Raw genomic sequence first — 18,842 nt, 5'->3', positions numbered from 1 at the left:
AGATGATCAACAGAATGGACACAGGCTCGACGTTGCTGCCTCGTAGTACGCGCGGACAGGCCGGCTTTTCCCTGATTGAGCTGATGGTGGTCGTGGCCATCATCGGCATCATCGCCGCGATCGCGTTCCCGAGTTACCACGAACATGTGCTCAAGGGGCGCCGGGCGGGCGGAACCGCCTGCCTGATGCAGGCCGCGCAGCAAATGGAGCGCTTCTACACGGCGAATCTGACCTACATCGGATCGCCGGGCAACTTCACCTGCGACAGCTCCACTGCGCCGCACTACGTGGTGTCGCAGAGTGAGGTGGACATAAGGAGCTATACGCTGCAGGCCGTTCCGCAACATTCCGACACGTGCGGCACGTTGACGATCAATCACCAGGGGGCGAAGACCCCGACTACTGCGGGGTGCTGGTAGTTCCTCGTCGCACTGGCCCTGCATCTGCTGAAAACAAAAAGGCCGCGACAGAGTCGCGGCCTTTTTGTTCAATCTGGCGCCCGAAGTTGGACTCGAACCAACGACCCCCTGATTAACAGTCAAGTGCTCTAACCAGCTGAGCTATTCGGGCGAGGGCGCTATTCTAATGGCTGCCGGGTCCACGTCAAGCGTCCTTTGTTTGCCGCGCCGCTGCGGGGTCTCAACATGCAATGTGAGGGACGGTTCGGGAGCTTCTGGGACGTCCGGCGTTGTTGATGACCAGCGCGGCCCGTTGGCGACCGGCCACGCAGACCCGGATCGTCTGGTTGGTGCCGGGGCTGGTGCCGTCATTCCTGTATCTCAGGCGCTTGCGGTTCGAGTGCAGACTCAAGCCATCATCAAGCAGCGCCCCGATACGTACGATGTCCTCCGGCCCCGCTTCGGCGGGAGGCCCAGAGACAACCAGCCAGCCCTGGCTCCAGTCGAGATCGGGCGCGCACTGGTTGGTGGAAGTCCGACCGCATACGGTCACGGACCGACCCAGCATGATGGCCGTTGTTCTGGCCAACGTCAGGTCCGCACGAAGGGCGCTGACAGTTGCGTCGGCGCGGCGCTGATGCGTGAGTTCCGCAAGCGGCGGAAGTGCGAGGGCTGACAGTGTCACGACGATCGCGAGCACGGCCGCGAGTTCGATCAGCGTGGCGCCATGCAGCCTGCGCGCTTGTGGGCGCGTCCGGTGCGGGGGGCGTTGGCTTTGGTACTGACGCATGGAAGGACATCCTTGTCCTGTCGCGGCAGGTCGCGAGGCGACTGGCTGCAAGCGGCTCTACGTTGCCGTTCGCATCCTGCCGTCTCGTCTCCTGCACCTGCTCCCTGCGATCCTGCAGGACGTTCAGCGTCCTCCTGCGTACAGTTCTGAGCAGCCGGCGGATTCCCGTGGTCGCGGTCGGAAAGTCCCCACTGCGGTCGTGGGCCGTTTCGTCTAGCGCCTGTCCGGTGGGTGAGGGCGCAGAACGGGCCTGTCGAGCGGTTGCCGTTCGGCGGGCCAGTCCCCATCTTTCGTGCTTCCCAGAATCGCCTGCCCGCCATGAACGACGTCATCCACCCCGCCGCGTTCCAGCTCGTCTCGCCCTACCAGCCGGCGGGTGATCAGCCGCAGGCGATCGAAAAGCTGGTCGACGGCTTCGACGCCGGGCTGGCGCACCAGACGCTGCTCGGTGTCACCGGCTCGGGCAAGACCTACACGATCGCCAACGTGATCCAGCGGGTGCAGAAGCCGACGCTGGTGATGGCGCCGAACAAGACGCTGGCGGCGCAGCTCTATGGCGAGTTCAAGTCGTTCTTTCCGCACAACGCGGTCGAGTACTTCGTCAGCTATTACGACTACTACCAGCCCGAGGCCTACGTACCGTCGTCGGATACGTACATCGAGAAGGACAGCTCGGTGAACGAGCACATCGAGCAGATGCGGCTGTCCGCGACGAAGGCACTGCTCGAGCGGCGCGATGCGATCGTCGTCTGCTCGGTGTCGGCGATCTACGGTCTGGGCGATCCGAACGAGTATTTCCGGATGGTGCTGCACATGGTGCGCGGTGAGCGCATTGACCAGCGGGAGCTGATCCGCCGCCTGACCGAGATGCAGTACAGCCGCAACGACACCGAACTGCGGCGCGGTACGTACCGCGTGCGCGGTGAGGTCATCGACATCCATCCGGCGGAATCGGAGATGGATGCACTGCGGATCGAGTTGTTCGACGGCGAGATCGAGCGCATTACCCAGTTCGATCCGCTCACCGGCGAGACCAAGCGCACCCTGCCGCGCTACACCATCTATCCGAAGTCGCACTACGTCACCACGCGCCGCACCACGCACGAGGCGATCAACGCGATCAAGGCCGAGTTGCCCCCGCGGCTCGAGCAGTTCTATGCCGAGGGCAAGCTGCTCGAGGCGCAGCGGCTGCAGCAGCGCACCCAGTTCGATCTCGAAATGATGGCCGAGGTCGGCTACTGCAACGGCGTGGAGAACTACTCGCGTCATCTGACCGGGCGCATGCCGGGCGAAGCGCCGCCGTGCCTGTTCGACTATCTGCCGCCGGACGCGCTGCTGGTCGTCGACGAGTCGCACGTGACCGTTCCGCAGATCGGCGCGATGTACAAGGGCGACCGCGCGCGCAAGGAGACGCTGGTGAACTTCGGCTTCCGGCTGCCGTCGGCGATGGACAACCGGCCGCTGAAGTTCGAGGAGTGGGAAGGACGCGCGCCGCGCGCGATCTTCGTGTCGGCCACGCCTGGCAAGTACGAACTGGAGAAATCCGAAGGTCAGATCACCGAACTGGTGGTGCGCCCGACCGGCCTGATCGACCCGGAGGTCGAGATCCGCCCTGTCGCGAGCCAGGTCGATGATGTGCTCGGCGAAATCCGCGAGCGGGTGTCGATGGGCGATCGCGTGCTGATCACGGTGCTGACCAAACGCATGGCCGAAAACCTCACCGAGTACCTCGGCGAGCACGACGTCAAGGTGCGTTATCTGCACTCGGACATCGACACCGTCGAGCGCGTGGAGATCATCCGCGACCTGCGTCTGGGCAAGTTCGACGTGCTGGTCGGCATCAACCTGCTGCGCGAGGGGCTGGACATGCCCGAGGTCTCGCTGGTGGCGATCCTCGATGCCGACAAGGAAGGCTTCCTGCGCTCGGGCGGCTCGCTGATCCAGACCATCGGCCGCGCCGCGCGCAACCTGCGCGGCAAGGCGATCCTCTACGCCGACCGCATCACCAATTCGATGCAGATGGCACTCGACGAGACCGACCGTCGCCGGGCCAAGCAGGTCGAGTACAACACCGAGCACGGGATTACGCCCAAATCGGTGGCGCGCGCGATCGTGGACATCATGGAAGGCGCGCGCGCCGAGCCCGAGCTCGAGAAGAAAGGGCGGGGCAAGAGCCGCAAGGTCGCCGAGCCGGCCGAGGATTACGCGGCGCTGTCGCCGGAGAAGCTCGCATCGCGGCTGAAGGCGCTGGAGCAGCAGATGTACCAGCACGCCCGCGATCTGGAGTTCGAAGCCGCGGGCCGGATCCGCGACCAGATCCGGCAGATCAAGGACGCCAGCCTGGTCCGGTAGAAATTTGCGCGCGGGTATTCGACAACGCGCGAATCCGGTGTATGATTCGCACCCTTCGGGCGGTTAGCTCAGCGGTAGAGCACTACCTTGACATGGTAGGGGTCACAGGTTCGAACCCTGTACCGCCCACCACCTTGCATCCCTGAGACAACAGGCGCAGGTGGCATCGAAGATCCGGCACGGGTGTTGAACCTCCCCGTGCCGATGTGGAAGTAGACCGGCTGAGCGCCCGTTAGTCCCCAATTCTCCTGCATTCGCGTTGACCGCACACCGGTCGCATTCTCGTGTCTCGTGCAGCGAGCCGTTGCGGCGTCGACATCATGGCTCGACGGATCCGGGTACGTGATGCGTGCAGGCGGTCGGGGAGCGCGCGCCCGCTCATGTCATCACGCGCGCCACTGCAGCCCGGGCGCAACCTAGCGGCAAGTAGGCCGCGTCGGCTTGACAGGATCCTCCATGCACGCTGCTTCGAGGATGTTCCGCCGCTGGTCGCGCTTGCGCCGCCGGTCCGGCCAGTTGTCCCCCCCGGTTGCTTCCGCCGACCTCGAGTCCGAGGCGCCGCTGCGTGCGCAGCTTTTCAGCGCCGAGCAGATGGAACTGCATGGCAAGGCGCTCGCGCTGACCCATCGCATCCATACCGGCCGCGTGCCCGATCGACTGCTCGCGCGATTGAGCGAGAACGCCGCGCTGCTCGAGGATGCGCGCACGTTCCTGTCGCTGATGGTGCGTGACGATATCCGCATCACCCCGGCCGGCGAATGGCTGCTCGACAACTACCACCTGATCGAAGAGCAGGTGCGCCTTGCGCGGCGACATCTGCCCAAGGGCTACAGCCGTGAGCTGCCGGCGCTGTCGCAGGGCGCATCGGTCGGATTGCCGCGGGTCTACGACCTGGCGATGGAGGCGGTCGCGCACGGTGACGGGCAGGTGGACGCGGTCACGATGAGCCGCTTCGTCGCGGCCTATCAGCAGGTCACGCCGTTGACGCTGGGTGAACTGTGGGCGATTCCCATCATGCTGCGGCTCGCGGTGCTGGAAAACCTGCGCCGCATGGCCGCCCGCGTGGTCCGCGATGGCCGCGACCACCGCCGCGCGCGGCGATGGGCCGAGCAACTCAATGCCACCGCCACATCGGCACCGAAGGATGTGGTGCTGGTCGTCGCCGACATGGCGCGCAGCCGCCCGCCGGCCACCGGCGCGTTCGTCGCCGAGCTCACCCGTGGCCTGCACGGCCGCGGCGCCCTGCTGTCCTTGCCGCTGACGTGGATCGAGCAGTGGCTGACCGACGCGGGCCTGCGCATCGAGGCACTGGTGCACGCCGAAAGCCAGCAGCAGGCCGCCGACCAGGTGTCGATCGGCAACAGCATCGGCAGCCTGCGTTTCCTCGCGAACATGGATTGGCGCGAATACGTCGAAACCATGAGTCTGGTCGACGCCGCACTACGCGACGATCCGGGCGCGACCTACGGGCTGATGGATTTCGCCACGCGCGATCATTACCGCCACGCGGTCGAGACGATCGCGAAGCGTTCCGGCGCCAGCGAAGTAGAGGTTGCGCAGACCACCGTGCAACTGGCGCAGGCGCATCCGGCCGACAGCATCGAAGCGCACGTCGGCTATTACCTGGTCGACGACGGTATCGACCGCACCCTGTCCACACTCGCGGCCGCACACGGGCGGCGAAAAGTGCGCATGGCGCCGCGCACCGTGCCGCTGCCGGTCTATCTCGCGTTGATCGCCGTCGTCGTCGCGCTGGCGACGACCGGCCTGCTCGGGCAATCGGGCGCGCATCTGGTGCCCTGGGCGCCGGCGTGGGCGCTGATCCTGCTGGGCCTGCTGGTCTTCAGTGAGCTCGGCATCGCGCTGACCAACTGGCTGGCCACGGTGATCGTGGCGCCCAAGCCGCTGCCGCGTCTGGATTTCTCGCACGGCCTGCCCGCCGCCGAACGGACGCTGGTCGTCGTGCCCTGCATGTTCGGCGACATCGCCACGGTCGACGCCCTGGTCGAAGGCCTCGAGGTGCGCTTCCTCGCCAACCGCGATGCGCATCTGCATTTCGCCCTGCTCAGCGACGATCTCGATGCAAACCAGCAGACGCTGCCCGGCGATGCGGCTGTCCTGGCGCATGCGGCGGCGTTGATCGCGGGCCTCAACCAGCGCTATCTCGCCGACAGCCCGGCGCCGGGCGGCGACCGCTTCTTCCTGTTCCATCGCCCGCGCACCTGGAATGCGGGCGAGGGGCGCTGGATCGGCGAGGAGCGCAAGCGCGGCAAGCTGGCTGCATTGAACGGCTTCCTGCGCGGTGCCGGCACGGGCGCGTTCCAGCAGATCGTCGGCCGCACCGAGGTGCTGGCCAACGTGCGGTATGTGATCACCCTCGACACCGATACGCGCTTGCCGCGTGACGCTGCGCGTGCCTTCGTCGGCACACTGGCGCATCCGCTCAACCGCGCGGTGTTCGACCCCAGGCGCGATCGCGTGACCCGCGGCTACGGCATCCTGCAGCCCAGCGTCGGCAGCAGTTTCAGCGGGCGCCGCATCAGCCGTTACGCGCGCATGTACGGCAGCGAGCCGGGCATCGATCCGTATACCCGCACCGTGTCGGATGTGTACCAGGATCTGTTCGGCGAAGGCTCCTTCGTCGGCAAGGGCATCTACGACGTCGATGCGTTCGAGCAGGCGCTGCATGGCCGGTTCCCCGACAACCGCATCCTCAGCCACGACCTGCTCGAGGGCTGCTATGCGCGCGCGGGTCTGGTCAGCGATGTCCGCCTGTACGAGGACTACCCCGCGCGCTACGCCGCCGACGTCAAACGTCGCCACCGCTGGATCCGCGGCGACTGGCAACTGTTGCCTTGGTTGCTGCCGTGGGTGCCGACCGCGCGCGAGGGCCGGGTGCGCAATCCGCTGTCATGGCTGTCGCGCGGCAAGCTGATCGACAACCTGCGTCGCAGTCTGGTGCCCGCGTCTGCGCTGGCACTGCTGGTGTTCGGCTGGGTGGCGCTCGCCGCGCCGGCGGCGTGGACGTTCTGGCTGCTCACGGTGTTCTTCGCGCCGGTGCTGATTCCCGCATTGCGTGATCTGCTGTCGAAGCCGGCCGACATGCGCCTCGACACGCATCTGCTGCAGGTCGGTGATGCGACCGGGCGCGGCCTGGTGCGGGCGGTGGTCAATTTCGCCTGCCTGCCCTACGAGGCGATGTTCAGCCTGTCGGCGATCGCCTTGACCCTGTGGCGCACGCTGGTCAGCCGCCGGCATCTGTTGCAGTGGAACCCGTCGAGCGAGGTCGAACGCTCGCTCGGCAGCGGCACGGCCGCGGAACTGCGCGCAATGTGGGGCGCGCCCGTCCTGTCGTTGCTGGTGGGGCTGCTGGTGTGGCGGACGAATCCCGCTGCGCTGTGGGTCGCCGGTCCGGTGCTGGTGCTGTGGGCGACGTCGCCGCTGCTGATGGCGTGGCTCGGACGCGCGCCGCCGCAACGCAGTGCCCAGCTGTCGTCGGTCCAGCTCGACTTCCTCGGCCGGCTGGCACGTCGCACCTGGGCCTTCTTCGAGGTCAACATCCGCGAAGAAGACCACTGGCTGCCGCCGGACAACATCCAGGAGCACCCCTCGCTGGTCGTCGCCCGGCGCACCTCGCCGACCAACATCGGTTTGTCGCTGCTGGCCAATCTCGGCGCATGGGACTTCGGTTACCTGCAGACCGCCGCGGTGATGCAGCGCACGCAGCGCGTGTTCGTCACGCTCGACCACATGGAGCGACACCGCGGGCATTTCTACAACTGGTACGACACCGAAACGCTGGCGCCGCTGCAGCCGCGCTACATCTCCAGTGTCGACAGCGGCAATCTCGCCGGCCATCTGCTCACCCTGCGCCAGGGCCTGCTGGGCCTGATCGACGCGCCGGTGCTGGCACCGCAGACCTTTGCGGGTCTCGCGCACACGCTGGATGTGTTGCACGAACTCTGCGATGCGCAGCGCCACGTCGACCCGGCCTGGACCCTGGCGATCGACGCATTCGGGGCCCGGCTTGCGCTCGCACGGGCCGCGCCGCCCGAGACGCTCGGCGAGGCGCTCACCACCGTCGAGACACTCGCGGCGCTGGCCTCGCCGCTCGCCGCCCTGTCGCCGCCGCCCGACACCTACGATCCGCTGGAAGACGCACCGGCGCATTGGGCCGCGCGCCTGGTCGACGCTTGCGAACACGCCCGCCAGGCGCTGCAGGCCTGCCTGCCAGCGTCCATTGCCGCGCCCGGCAGCCTGACTGCCGAAGACGGCCTGCCGTCGCTGCGTGCGCTGTGTGCGCCGGGGATTGCACCTGACGTGCGCGCCTGGGCCTGCGCCCAGGTCCATGAACTGGAACGGCTCGCCCACGTCGCCGGCCAGTTCTCGCTGATGGAGTACGGCTTCCTCTACGACCGCGCGCGGCATCTGCTGTCGATCGGTTACGACGTCGACAACCGGCGCCTCGACCAGGGCCATTACGATCTGCTCGCCTCGGAAGCCCGCCTCTGCAGCTTCGTCGCGGTCGCGCAGGGACAACTGCCGCAGGACACGTGGTTCGCGCTGGGACGGCTGCTGACCGAGGTCGACGGCGACGCGACACTGCTGTCGTGGAGCGGCTCGATGTTCGAGTACCTGATGCCGCAGCTGGTGATGCCGAGCTATCCGGACACCCTGCTGGACCAGACCGCGCGTCACGCGGTGCAGGCGCAGATCGCCTATGGCCGCCAGCACGACGTGCCCTGGGGCATTTCGGAGTCCGGCTACAACACCGTCGACACGCGGATGAATTACCAGTACCGCGCGTTCGGCGTCCCCGGGCTCGGGCTCAAGCGCGGACTCGGCGAGGATCTGGTGATCGCGCCCTACGCGACGATGATGGCGTTGATGGTCGCGCCGGAGGCGGCGACGCAAAACCTGCAACGCCTCGACGCGGCCGGTTTCTCGGGACGCTTCGGCCTGTTCGAAGCGATCGATTACACACCCTCGCGCCTGCCGCGCGGGCAAACGCATGCGGTGGTCCGCTCGTTCATGGCGCATCACCAGGGCATGGGTTTCCTCGCGCTCGACCATCTGCTGCGCGAGCAGCCGATGCAGAAACGCTTCACCGCCGACGCCGAGTTCCAGGCGACCTTGCTGCTGCTGCAGGAACGCGTGCCGCGTACAGGCGTGTTCCGGCCTCACGAAGTGGAGTCGGTCGGGGTGCGCGCCACCACCGGAGGCGGCGACGAAACCCAGCTGCGCGTGTTCCGCACGCCTGATACCGCGCGACCTGCCGTACAGATGCTGTCGAACGGCCGCATGCATGCGCTGCTCACCAGCGCCGGTGGTGGCTACCTGCGGCAGCACGACATGGCCGTGGTGCGCTGGCGCGAGGACGGCACGCGTGATCACTGGGGCAGCTTCTGCTACTTGCAGGATGTCGAGAACCACGACGTCTGGTCAGCCGCGTATCAGCCGACCTGCGCGCCGGTTGAGCAGTACGAGGCGATCTTCTCCGATGCCAAGGCTGAATTCCGCGGTCGCAGGCGCGGCATCGAAACGCATCTGGAAATCGCGATCTCGGCCGAGGACGACATCGAGCTGCGCCGCCTGCGCCTGAGCAACCGGTCGCGGCGGACGCGGACCATCGAGATCACGACCTATGCCGAAGTGGTGCTGGCGCCGGCGATCTCCGACGAGCTGCATCCGGCCTTCAGCAACCTGTTTGTGCAGAGCGAAATCGTGCGCGACAAGCAGGCGCTGCTGTGCACGCGGCGTCCGCGTGCGCATGACGAGATTCCGCCGTGGATGTTCCACGTCGTCGCCGCACACGATGCGGACATTGATGCGATCTCCTACGAGACCGACCGCGCACGCTTCATCGGTCGCGGCCTGACGCCGCGCGAGCCGCTGGCGATGCGCCAGACCGGACCGCTGTCGGACACCGCGGGCTCGGTGCTCGATCCGATCGTCGCAATCCGCGTGCGGGTGACGCTGGCGCCTGAGCAGACCGCCGTGCTCGATCTGGTGACTGGCGTCGCCGACGACCGTGACGCGTGTGCGGCGCTGCTCGACAAGTATCGCGACCGTCGTCTCGCCGATCGCGTGTTCGATCTCGCGTGGACCCACAGCCAGGTCGTGCGCCGGCAGATCAATGCCACTCAGGGCGACGCGCAACTCTACGAGCGCATCGCAGGACTGCTGACGTTCGCGCACCCGTTCCTGCGCGCCGACAGCGCGGTACTGCTGCAGAACCGGCGCGGACAGTCGGGACTGTGGGGCCATTCGATCTCCGGAGACCTGCCGATCGTGCTCGTGCAACTCGCCCACGCGGAGAACATCGAGCTGGTGCGGCAGATGGTGCAGGCGCACGCCTACTGGCGCCTCAAGGGCCTGCAGGTCGATCTGGTGATCTGGAACGAAGACCAGGTCGGGTATCGCCAGGAGTTGCAGGAGCAGATTCTCGGTCTGGTCTCGGCAGGCCCGGAGGGCAACGTCCTCGACAGGCCCGGCGGCATCTTCGTGCGCCCCGCGCAGCAGATTTCGCAGGAAGACCGCATCCTGATCCAGTCGGTGGCACGCGTGATCGTTGGTGACCAGTACGGCACGCTGGCCGCCCAGGTCGCCCGGCATGCGACGCCGGAACGCAGCGTACCGTTGCTGGTCGCGAGTGAGGGCGCCACGCGCGCGCAGGCCGAGGACGGCGGCGTGACGGGTGCCGCGCCCGGACTCTACGGACTGCTGCCGCCAGGCCAGGCCGACGCGCTCGACGAGGATCCGTGGCCGTTCGAAGCGGTGGCCGATGCGGTGCTGTTCGACAATGGGCTGGGGGCATTCGCCGCTGACGGTCGCGAGTACCTGATCGTGCTCGACGATGCCGAGACGACGCCCGCGCCCTGGTCGAACGTGATGGCCAATCCGAAGCTCGGCAGCGTGGTCAGCGAAAGCGGTCCGGGCTACACCTGGTTCGAGAATGCACACGAGTTCCGGCTGACGCCGTGGCACAACGACCCCGTCTCCGACACGGGCGGTGAAGCGTTCTACCTGCGCGACGAGGAGAGCGGCCACGTGTGGTCGCCGATGCCGCTGCCGATGCGCGGACGCGGGGCGTACCGCACCCGCCATGGCTTCGGCTACAGCGTTTACGAACATGTCGAGGACGGCATCGCCAGCGAACTGTGGATCTACGTCGGTCTGCGTGATGCGGTGAAGTTCTCGGTGCTCAAGCTGCGCAACCTGTCGGGGCGGGCGCGCAAGCTGTCGGCTACCGGCTATGTCGAATGGGTGCTCGGCGACATCCGGGTGAAGTCGCAGATGCACGTGGTCACCGAGCAGGACGCCGGCAGTGGCGTGCTGACCGCGCGCAATCCCTACAACACCGAGTTCGGCGGGCGGGTGGCGTTCTTCGATGTCGACGGCGACCGCCGCACGTTCACCGCCGACCGCACCGAGTTCCTCGGCCGCAACGGCAGCCTGCGGGCGCCCGATGCGATGCGTCGCGAGCGGCTGTCGGGGCGGCTCGGCGCTGGGCTCGACCCTTGTACCGCGATCCAGGTGCAGGTCGACCTGGCCCCGGAGCAGGCGACCGAAACCGTGTTCCGGCTCGGCATCGGCGACGACATGCATGCCGCGCTGCAGCTGGCGAAGGCCCTGCGTGGATCGATGCCGGCGCACGACGCGCTCGACGGCGTACGTCTGCACTGGTTGCAGACGCTCGGCGCAGTGCGGGTGGAAACGCCGGAACCGGCGACCGATCTGCTGGTCAACGGTTGGCTGCTGTACCAGACCCTGGCCTGCCGGTATGTGGCCCGCAGCGGTTACTACCAGTCCGGCGGCGCGTTCGGCTTCCGTGACCAGTTGCAGGACACGATGGCGACCGTGCACGCAGTGCCGGCGCTGACCCGCGCGCATCTGCTGCTCAGCGCCGAGCACCAGTTCCCGCAGGGCGACGTGCTGCACTGGTGGCATCCGCCGGCCGACCGCGGCGTGCGCACGCGTTGCTCCGACGACTATCTGTGGCTGCCGCTCGCGGCCTGCCGCTATCTGGAGGTCACCGGCGACGACAGCGTGCTCGACGAGCGCGTCGGTTTCATCGAGGGCCGACTGGTCAACGCCGATGAGGAGTCGTACTACGACCTGCCGGTCACGTCCGGGCGCGTGCAGTCCTTCTACGACCATTGCGTGCTCGCGCTGGAACGCGGCATGTCGCTGCTCGGCGAACGCGGCCTGCCGCTGATCGGCACCGGCGACTGGAACGACGGCATGAACCGGGTGGGCGAGGCCGGCCGCGGCGAAAGCGTATGGCTGGGCTTCTTCCTCTACGACGTCCTGCAACGCTTCATTCCGGTCGCCACCGCGCGCGGCGACACCGCCTTTGCCGACACCTGCGTCGCGGCCGCGGCACGTCTGCAGGGCAATCTGGAAGCCGAAGCCTGGGACGGCGGCTGGTACCGGCGCGCCTGGTTCGACGACGGCACGCCGATCGGTTCCCAGTCCAGCGACGAATGCCGGATCGACTCGATCTCGCAGAGCTGGTCGGTGCTCTCGGGCGCGGCCGAGCCGGCGCGAGCGCGCCAGGCGATGGCCGCGCTCGATACCCACCTGGTCAAGCGCGAGGCCGGGCTGATCCAGCTGCTCGATCCGCCATTCGACAGGACCACGCACGACCCCGGCTACATCCGCGGCTACGTGCCGGGCGTGCGCGAGAACGGCGGGCAGTACACGCATGCGGCGGTGTGGACGGCGATGGCCTTCGCCGCGCTCGACGATCGCGAACGCGCCTGGGAACTCGCGCGGATGATCAACCCGGTGCACCACGCCGAGGACGCGGCGGGCACGGCGGTCTACAAGGTCGAGCCCTATGTGATGGCGGCGGATGTCTACGGTGTCGCCCCGCACGTCGGACGTGGCGGCTGGACCTGGTACACCGGTTCGGCGGGCTGGATGTATCGCCTGCTCAGCGAATCGCTGCTGGGCCTGCAGCGTCGCGGCGACACCTTGCGCATCGAGCCCTGCATTCCTGATACCTGGCCCGGCTACCGGATGCAGCTGCGCCATGGCGCGGCGGTGTATCGCATCGAAGTCACGCGTAGCGACGCGGATATGCCGCAGCTCACGCTCGACGGCGTGGTGCAGGCGGATCTGCAGATCGCCTTGCATACCGCGGATGCGGTGCACGAGGTGGTGCTGGAGTGGCCGCGGGGCGCGGACAGCGGGGCCGGGTGATGGCCTTGCGCATCGAACTGGAAAGCGCGCTCGACGCGCTGGCCGCAATGCTTCCGGTCTGGCGCGAGAAGTTGCGTGAGCCGGACGCGTTCTGGCCACAGTTCGATGCGCTGTCGGCGCAGATTCTCACCCGCGCACGCGATGACCGCGAACGTGCCGCAGTGCGAGCGAGACTCGACGCGCTGCTTGACGCGGCGGGTTGCGTGCGCCCCGAGCGGCGCTGAAAAAAAAAAGGGCGGCCATCAGGCCGCCCTCGTCGTATCGCTCCGTCGTATCGCTTCGTGATGTCTCAGAACCGGTAGTTCAGACCCAACAGATACGTCCGGCCCCATTCGAGGTTCTCCAGCGGTCGATCGCGCGTGCCGGCATAGGTGCGATACGCCTCGTTGGTGATGTTGTTGGCCTGCAGCAGCAGGGTCAGGCCGTCGAGTGACGAGTCTTCGCCGAAGCTGTAGCTGATCTGCGCATCGGTGATGTTCTCGCCGACCACATAGCGCAATGTGCGCGCACCGTCGAAGTTGCCGATCTCGCCGATGAAGTCCGAACGCCGGCGCTGGCTGACGCGCGCTTCGAAACCGTCGCGCTCGAAGTAGGCGGTCAGGTTGTAGACCCGCTTCGACAGGCCCGGCAGGTCGATCGGTCCGCTACCCACGCTGTTCGCACTTTCCGGATCGAAGATCTGGATGCTGCTGTCATTGAAGCTGGCGCTGGCGACGATGCCGAAGCCGCGGAGCGACTCGGTCCACAGGTCGAACGGCAGCGACGCCGTCAGCTCCAGGCCGCGCAGGGTGCCGCCCTCGCCGTTCTGCGGCGACGTGAAGTTGCCGATGTTCTGCACCGGCGGTGTGCCCGGCGGCGGTACATAGCTGTCGACGAAATCGGAGAAGTCGTAGTCGTCGACCGTCTGCGTGTAGATGTAGGTGCGCAGGTCCTTATAGAAGAATGCCGCGGCCACGTAGGCGCGGTTGCCGAAATACTTCTCCCACGAGACGTCGAACGCGTACGCGCGCCATGGATCGAGCAGCGGATTGCCGCCGCTGCCGCCCGGCCGCCCGGTCGCGGTGTCGACGCCGAATTCCAGCGAGGAGCGCAGCTGGTCGACACGCGGACGCGCGACCTGCTCGGCGAGGCCGAAGCGCAGCGTGTGCTCGTTCGGCAACTGGAAGGCGAGGTTCATGCTCGGCAGCACGTCGGTGTAGGTCTTTCCGGATTCGAACGGCCGCACGTTGCTGCCGGCCGGCTGTGTCGCATCCCAGTAGCGCGACGCCGACGACTGGTCGACGCGCTGGATCTGCACGCCGACATTGCCCGTCACCGTCGCCACGCCCCATTCGGTGATGAGGTTGGCGCGGGCGAAAGCGCTGGTGATCTTCTCGCTGACGGTCCACGCCTTCGGGATCAGGTAGTCGAGATCTTCGGTCGGCTCGAACACCATGTAACGGTCGACCGCGGCCGGCACGTTCCACGCCGGGATGTAGCCGACACCGGCGAAGCCCAGATCGACCAGGCCGTACTGCAGGTCGCTGGCGATCGCGGTGTCGCCCTGCGCGCCGAGGAGGATGTTGCCTTCCGGCTGGCGCTTCGACTTCTCGCGATCGGTATGGTTGAGGCCGAAATCGAAATCGGCCAGCCATGCGATCGAGCTGGGGCCGGGCAGGGTGAGGCCGATCCGCGCGGCCTTGAGCTCGTCCTCGACCTGCGGCGTCTTGCCGTAGCCCGAGCCGTAGATGGTGTTGGTCAAGAACAGCTGGCTGGGATCGGAGTAGTCGAGGCCCGGCGCCAGCTGGGTGAAATCGTTGCTGCGGATGTCGAGCTCGATCGTGTCCAGCGACGGGTTCGGCAGCCGCTGGGCGTTGTTCTCGAGGCTGATCTCCGAGCGCTTCGCCTTCGACCAGCTGATGTCGGTGAACAGCCGTGCGGACTCGAAATTGAACTCGTTGCTCCAGCCCACCGCCGAAATGCGGTCCTCGCGGAAGTTGTACATGCCGCGGACCAGCGGATAGACGCCGGTCAGCGTGCCGCCGGCGAAGCTGCCGTTCTCGCTGGTGCGCACGTCGCTGTAGACGCACTCGGGATTGCAGGGGAACGAGCCGTTGAACTGGGTGTTGACCTCGAACTGGTTCGCGGTGTCTTCCTGCTCGGCGCGCGAATGGAACAGGTCCAGCGTGCTGGTCCACGCGTTCGAGGGCCGGAACTGCAGCGTCGCCATCACGCCGTCGCGCTTGGTGTAGCCGGTGCGGCGCAGCGCTTTCATGCCATCGGTGGCCCAGGTGCCTTCGGCCAGACCGGGCCGCGCATCGGTCTTCCACGGTTCGTAGAGGCCGACCTGGTTTTCCTGGATCGGCGTGTCGCTGTGCGAGTAGCCGATCGAAAAGCCGAAGCGGCGGTCGGCGGACTGACCGATCCAACTCCCGCTGATGCGGTTGCCGTACGGATCGGTCTTCGCCGCCTCGCCCAGCGAATTGCGCTGGTAGCGGCCGTTGAGCGTGATCACCGACTCGTTGAAGTTCAGCGGCCGCACCGTCTGCATGTCCAGCGTGCCCGACAGGCCCTGGCCGAACAGGCCGGCGTCAGGTGTCTTGTAGACGGTGACGCCGCTGACGAGTTCCGACGGGTACTGGTCGAACTCGACGCTGCGGTTGTCGCCGGTGCTGACCATCTCGCGGCCGTTGAGCAGGGTGGTGGCGAAGTCCGGCGACAGGCCGCGGACGCTGATCACCTGCGCGCGTCCGGCGACGCGCTGCGCCGACACACCGGGCAGGCGCGCGATCGATTCGGCGATGCTGACATCGGGCAGTTTGCCGATGTCCTCGGACGAGACCGCTTCGACGATCGAGGTCGCGTCGCGCTTGACCGAGATCGCGCTCTCGATGCCGCGGCGGATGCCGGTGACCTTGACCGCGTCGAGCTCGACGGCCGCATCGGTCGTGGTGGTGGTCTGCGCCTGCGCGCCGACGGCGAACGTGATCAGTGCCGACGCCAGCGCGGCGCTCAGTAGATTGCGATTGAGCTTTGACATGTCCCCTCCCAAGGATGTCCAGCGGACTGCATGCAGTGGTGCGGTCCGGCGCCGCGTCCCGTGACGGGATCTGTGCGGCGACGGCCCGGGTCGAGCGGTCCCGCGCATGGTAGACCTGGGGTCGGCGAGGCAACCGACCCTGCATACGTATTCATTGCGCGGCGTGCATCGACACATGGCACAGGCGTTCGCGAGGCACCGCGCGGCGGGCCCGTACCCAGTCCCGAATGCATGCGTGGGCGCATGCGCGGTTGCGTTCGTCGTGTCTGCAGTCGTGTATCCACCCTCGCGGCCGCGCGACGCGTTCGTCGCTAACCTTGTCGGCATGACCTCTTCACCGCTCGCGACAACGCTGCTCGCCGGACGCGTCCGCAACTGGGTGCTGCGTGTGTTTCCGCGCGGACAGAGTCAGATCGATTACGACACGCCCGCGGGCGATCCTGGCCTGTTCGGACCGGACAGCGCGACCTGGCGCATCCACGCGGATTTCCCCGGCATGCTGTCCGGCGGCCTGTGCGCGCTGATGCTGCAGACCCTGCACCCGCGCGCGCTGGCCGGCGTTTACGACCACTCAAACTTCCGCGACGATCTGGTCGGTCGCCTGCGGCGCACGACGGCCTTCGTCGCCGGCACGTCCTATGCAGGCACCGGGGAAGCGAACCGCCTGATCGCACGCGTCGCCTGCATCCACACGCGTGTGCGCGGCACGCTGCCCGATGGCAGCACCTATGCGGCGGACGATCCGGCGTTGCTGACCTGGGTGCACGTGACCGAGGCCTATGGCTTCCTGCAGGGCTACCGCCACTACGCACCCGATGCCTTGCCGCCGGGCGCAGCCGACCGTTACTACGATGAGTCGCGACGGGTCGCCGATGCGCTGGGCGCGCGCGACGTGCCGCGCTCGGAAGCCGAGGTCGCGGCGTATTTCGACACGATCCGGCCGCAGCTGCGCGTCGATGCGCGCTCGCGCGAGGTGCTCGACGTGCTTGCGCGGATCCGGCTGCCGGTGCCGCTTGCAGGGCTGTCACGCAACCTGTTCCTCGGTGCGGGCGCAGCGCTGTTGCCGGACTGGGCGGTGGCGATGCTGCCGAGGACCGCGTTGCAGCGCGCTGGCGACCCGGTGTCGGCGCGCGTGCTCGCGCGCCTCGGGCCGGTGTTCCGCCGGGCGCTGGGCGAAGGCGTGGCGCCGCGGGCCTGCCGCCGCGTCGGCGTGTCGCCGGACGGGCTGCATCGTTGGCCGGATGTCACTGCAGCGCGTGCGGTCGACGAAGGTGGCGGCACCGCCACGCCGAAGCGCTGAGTGCCCTGCGTGCGGTCAGGCGAGGCGTGCGATCCAGGCGCCGCGCGGTGACAGTGTCAGTGTCGAACCGTCCCGCTGAGCGCCGGGCAGGCCGTGGCCTTCGAGCGGCGTCGCGTCCGCGGCGATCGGCGGCAGTGGCCACGCGACCGTGTCGGCGGAAAGGTTGAAGACCACCAGCACGCGCGCATCGCCGTCGCCGCGCACGAACGCCAGGATCGGCTCCGGTGCATCGAGGAACACCTGCGCGCCGGTCACCAGCGCCGGCTGCGTCCGTCGCCACTGCAGGAAGCGTCGCGCGCCCGCGAGCACCGACTGCGGGTCGGCGTCCTGGGTCGCCACGCTCAGCGGGCGATGCGCGTCGGCAATCGGCAGCCACGGCGTGCCGGTCGAGAAGCCCGCGTCGGCCTCTGCGGTCCACGGCATCGGCGTGCGGCAACCGTCGCGGCCCTTGAAGTTGGGCCAGAAGGTGATGCCGTAGGGATCGCGCAGGGATTCGAACGGCACGTCGGCTTCCGGTAGGCCGAGTTCCTCGCCCTGGTACAGGCACACAGAGCCGCGCAGCGTGCACACCAGCGCCACCATCTGCCGGGCAAATGCCGCGTCGGCATCGGCGCCGCCCCAGCGCGTGACCGCGCGCACCACGTCGTGGTTGGAGATCGCCCAGCACGGCCAGCCTTCGGTCATCGCCGCGTCCAGGCGCTCGACGGTGCCCCGGATGTAGCCGGCGCTGAAATCCTCGACCAGCAGCTCGAAGCTGTAGCCCATGTGCAGGCGGCCGGCGCTGGTGTATTCCGCGGTCGTCGCCAGCGAATCCTCCGACGAAATCTCGCCGAGCGCGGCGACGTCGCCATAGCCGTCCATCAGCGCACGCAGGCGTTCGATGAAGCCGATGTTCTCGGGCTGGGTGTTGTTGAAGTGGTGGTACTGGAACGCGTAGGGATTGTCCGGCGCGAATCCGCGGCCCAGCCGCAGCGCTTCCGGCTTGGGCGGGTTGTCGCGCAGCTGCGCGTCGTGGAAGCAGAAGTTGATCGAATCGAGCCGGAAGCCGTCGACGCCGCGATCCAGCCAGAAACGCACGTAGTCGAGCGTCGCCTGCTGCACCTCGGGGTTGTGGAAGTTGAGGTCCGGCTGGCTCGACAGGAAATTGTGCAGGTAGTACTGGCCGCGGCGTGGTTCCCAGCGCCACGCGGGACCGCCGAAGATCGACAGCCAGTTGTTCGGTGCGGTGCCGTCGGCACGCGCGTCGGCCCAGACGTACCAGTCGGCCTTCGGGTTGTCGCGCGAGGCGCGGCTCTCCAGGAACCAGGCGTGCGCATTCGAGGTGTGGCTGAAGACCTGGTCGATCATGACCTTCAGACCCAGCCCGTGCGCGGTCGCCAGCAGCGTGTCGAAATCGTCCAGGGTGCCGAACATCGGATCGACATCGCACTGGTCGGCGATGTCATAGCCGTAGTCGTGCATCGGCGAGCGGAAGAACGGCGACACCCAGATCGCGTCGACCCCCAGCCCGGCCACGTACGGCAGCTTGGCGATGATGCCCGGCAGGTCGCCGATGCCATCGCCGTCGCTGTCCATGAAGCTGCGCGGGTAGATCTGGTAGATCACCGCGCCGCGCCACCAGGGACTCTCGCTCATCGGAACTCTCGTCTCGCGCCGGACGGGGCGCGCAGCGAAAGTAGTGCATCGCACCGCGCCTGCGAAAGCACGCCGTGCCCCTGCCGGCAGTGAATACGTATGCAGGTCGCGGCGCGCCGCGAGACGCTCGCTACCATGCAG

At 67.5% G+C, this 18,842-nt stretch carries 8 protein-coding genes and 2 tRNA genes; 6 read left to right on the top strand and 4 right to left on the bottom strand.

The annotated features are described in order from the left end of the window. The first annotated feature begins 2 nt into the window (after positions 1–2). Positions 3–419, top strand: coding sequence for a type IV pilin protein (locus J2W68_RS00945; protein WP_310231756.1), 417 nt, complete (start codon positions 3–5; stop codon positions 417–419). A 74-nt stretch (positions 420–493) separates the two neighbouring features. On the opposite strand, the gene J2W68_RS00940 is transcribed toward J2W68_RS00945, so the two are convergent. Continuing rightward, positions 494–570: transfer RNA gene (locus tag J2W68_RS00940), tRNA-Asn, on the bottom strand. A gap of 69 nt (positions 571–639) precedes the next feature. Next, positions 640–1,188: a GspH/FimT family pseudopilin gene (locus J2W68_RS00935; RefSeq protein ID WP_310231753.1), complete on the bottom strand. Its 549-nt coding sequence runs from the start codon at positions 1,186–1,188 to the stop codon at positions 640–642. A 318-nt stretch (positions 1,189–1,506) separates the two neighbouring features. Here J2W68_RS00935 and uvrB point away from each other — a divergent pair, with 318 nt between their 5' ends. From uvrB to J2W68_RS00915, 4 genes are all read left to right on the top strand, one after another. Next, positions 1,507–3,540 (top strand): excinuclease ABC subunit UvrB, encoded by a 2,034-nt coding sequence (uvrB, locus tag J2W68_RS00930; RefSeq protein ID WP_310231750.1) that lies wholly within the window; start codon positions 1,507–1,509, stop codon positions 3,538–3,540. A 57-nt stretch (positions 3,541–3,597) separates the two neighbouring features. Continuing rightward, a tRNA-Val gene (locus tag J2W68_RS00925) sits at positions 3,598–3,672 on the top strand. A gap of 324 nt (positions 3,673–3,996) precedes the next feature. Continuing rightward, complete coding sequence (locus J2W68_RS00920; protein ID WP_430539639.1) at positions 3,997–12,747, top strand: GH36-type glycosyl hydrolase domain-containing protein; 8,751 nt, start codon at positions 3,997–3,999, stop codon at positions 12,745–12,747. Continuing rightward, entirely contained in the window at positions 12,747–12,971 is a 225-nt protein-coding gene (locus J2W68_RS00915) for a hypothetical protein (protein ID WP_310231747.1), read from the top strand. Before J2W68_RS00920 ends, J2W68_RS00915 begins: the two co-directional genes overlap by 1 nt. 65 nt (positions 12,972–13,036) lie before the next feature. Here J2W68_RS00915 and J2W68_RS00910 read toward each other — a convergent pair whose 3' ends face one another. Next, complete coding sequence (locus J2W68_RS00910; RefSeq protein WP_310231744.1) at positions 13,037–15,766, bottom strand: TonB-dependent receptor; 2,730 nt, start codon at positions 15,764–15,766, stop codon at positions 13,037–13,039. Between the two features lie 325 nt (positions 15,767–16,091). Between J2W68_RS00910 and J2W68_RS00905 the strand changes: the two genes are divergently transcribed. Beyond that, positions 16,092–17,066 carry an oxygenase MpaB family protein gene (locus J2W68_RS00905; protein ID WP_310231742.1) on the top strand — a complete coding sequence of 325 codons (975 nt, stop codon included), beginning with the start codon at positions 16,092–16,094 and terminating at the stop codon, positions 17,064–17,066. Between the two features lie 15 nt (positions 17,067–17,081). Here the strand turns inward: J2W68_RS00905 and J2W68_RS00900 are convergent, their stop codons facing one another. Beyond that, positions 17,082–18,701, bottom strand: coding sequence for an alpha-glucosidase family protein (locus J2W68_RS00900; RefSeq protein WP_310231739.1), 1,620 nt, complete (start codon positions 18,699–18,701; stop codon positions 17,082–17,084). Positions 18,702–18,842 lie beyond the last annotated feature (141 nt).

It is taken from the genome of Luteimonas terrae (assembly GCF_031457535.1).
Taxonomy (GTDB): Bacteria; Pseudomonadota; Gammaproteobacteria; order Xanthomonadales; family Xanthomonadaceae; genus Luteimonas; species Luteimonas terrae_A.
This window is presented reverse-complemented; position numbering and strand designations above follow the sequence as displayed.

Bases quoted from the DNA above. Each gene is read 5' to 3' on its own strand.
- J2W68_RS00915 (WP_310231747.1), top strand. From the start codon at position 12,747: ATGGCCTTGCGCATCGAACTGGAAAGCGCGCTCGACGCGCTGGCCGCA.
- J2W68_RS00935 (WP_310231753.1), bottom strand. From the start codon at position 1,188: ATGCGTCAGTACCAAAGCCAACGCCCCCCGCACCGGACGCGCCCACAA.
- uvrB (WP_310231750.1), top strand. From the start codon at position 1,507: ATGAACGACGTCATCCACCCCGCCGCGTTCCAGCTCGTCTCGCCCTAC.
- J2W68_RS00900 (WP_310231739.1), bottom strand. From the start codon at position 18,701: ATGAGCGAGAGTCCCTGGTGGCGCGGCGCGGTGATCTACCAGATCTAC.
- J2W68_RS00920 (WP_430539639.1), top strand. From the start codon at position 3,997: ATGCACGCTGCTTCGAGGATGTTCCGCCGCTGGTCGCGCTTGCGCCGC.
- J2W68_RS00910 (WP_310231744.1), bottom strand. From the start codon at position 15,766: ATGTCAAAGCTCAATCGCAATCTACTGAGCGCCGCGCTGGCGTCGGCA.
- J2W68_RS00945 (WP_310231756.1), top strand. From the start codon at position 3: ATGATCAACAGAATGGACACAGGCTCGACGTTGCTGCCTCGTAGTACG.
- J2W68_RS00905 (WP_310231742.1), top strand. From the start codon at position 16,092: ATGACCTCTTCACCGCTCGCGACAACGCTGCTCGCCGGACGCGTCCGC.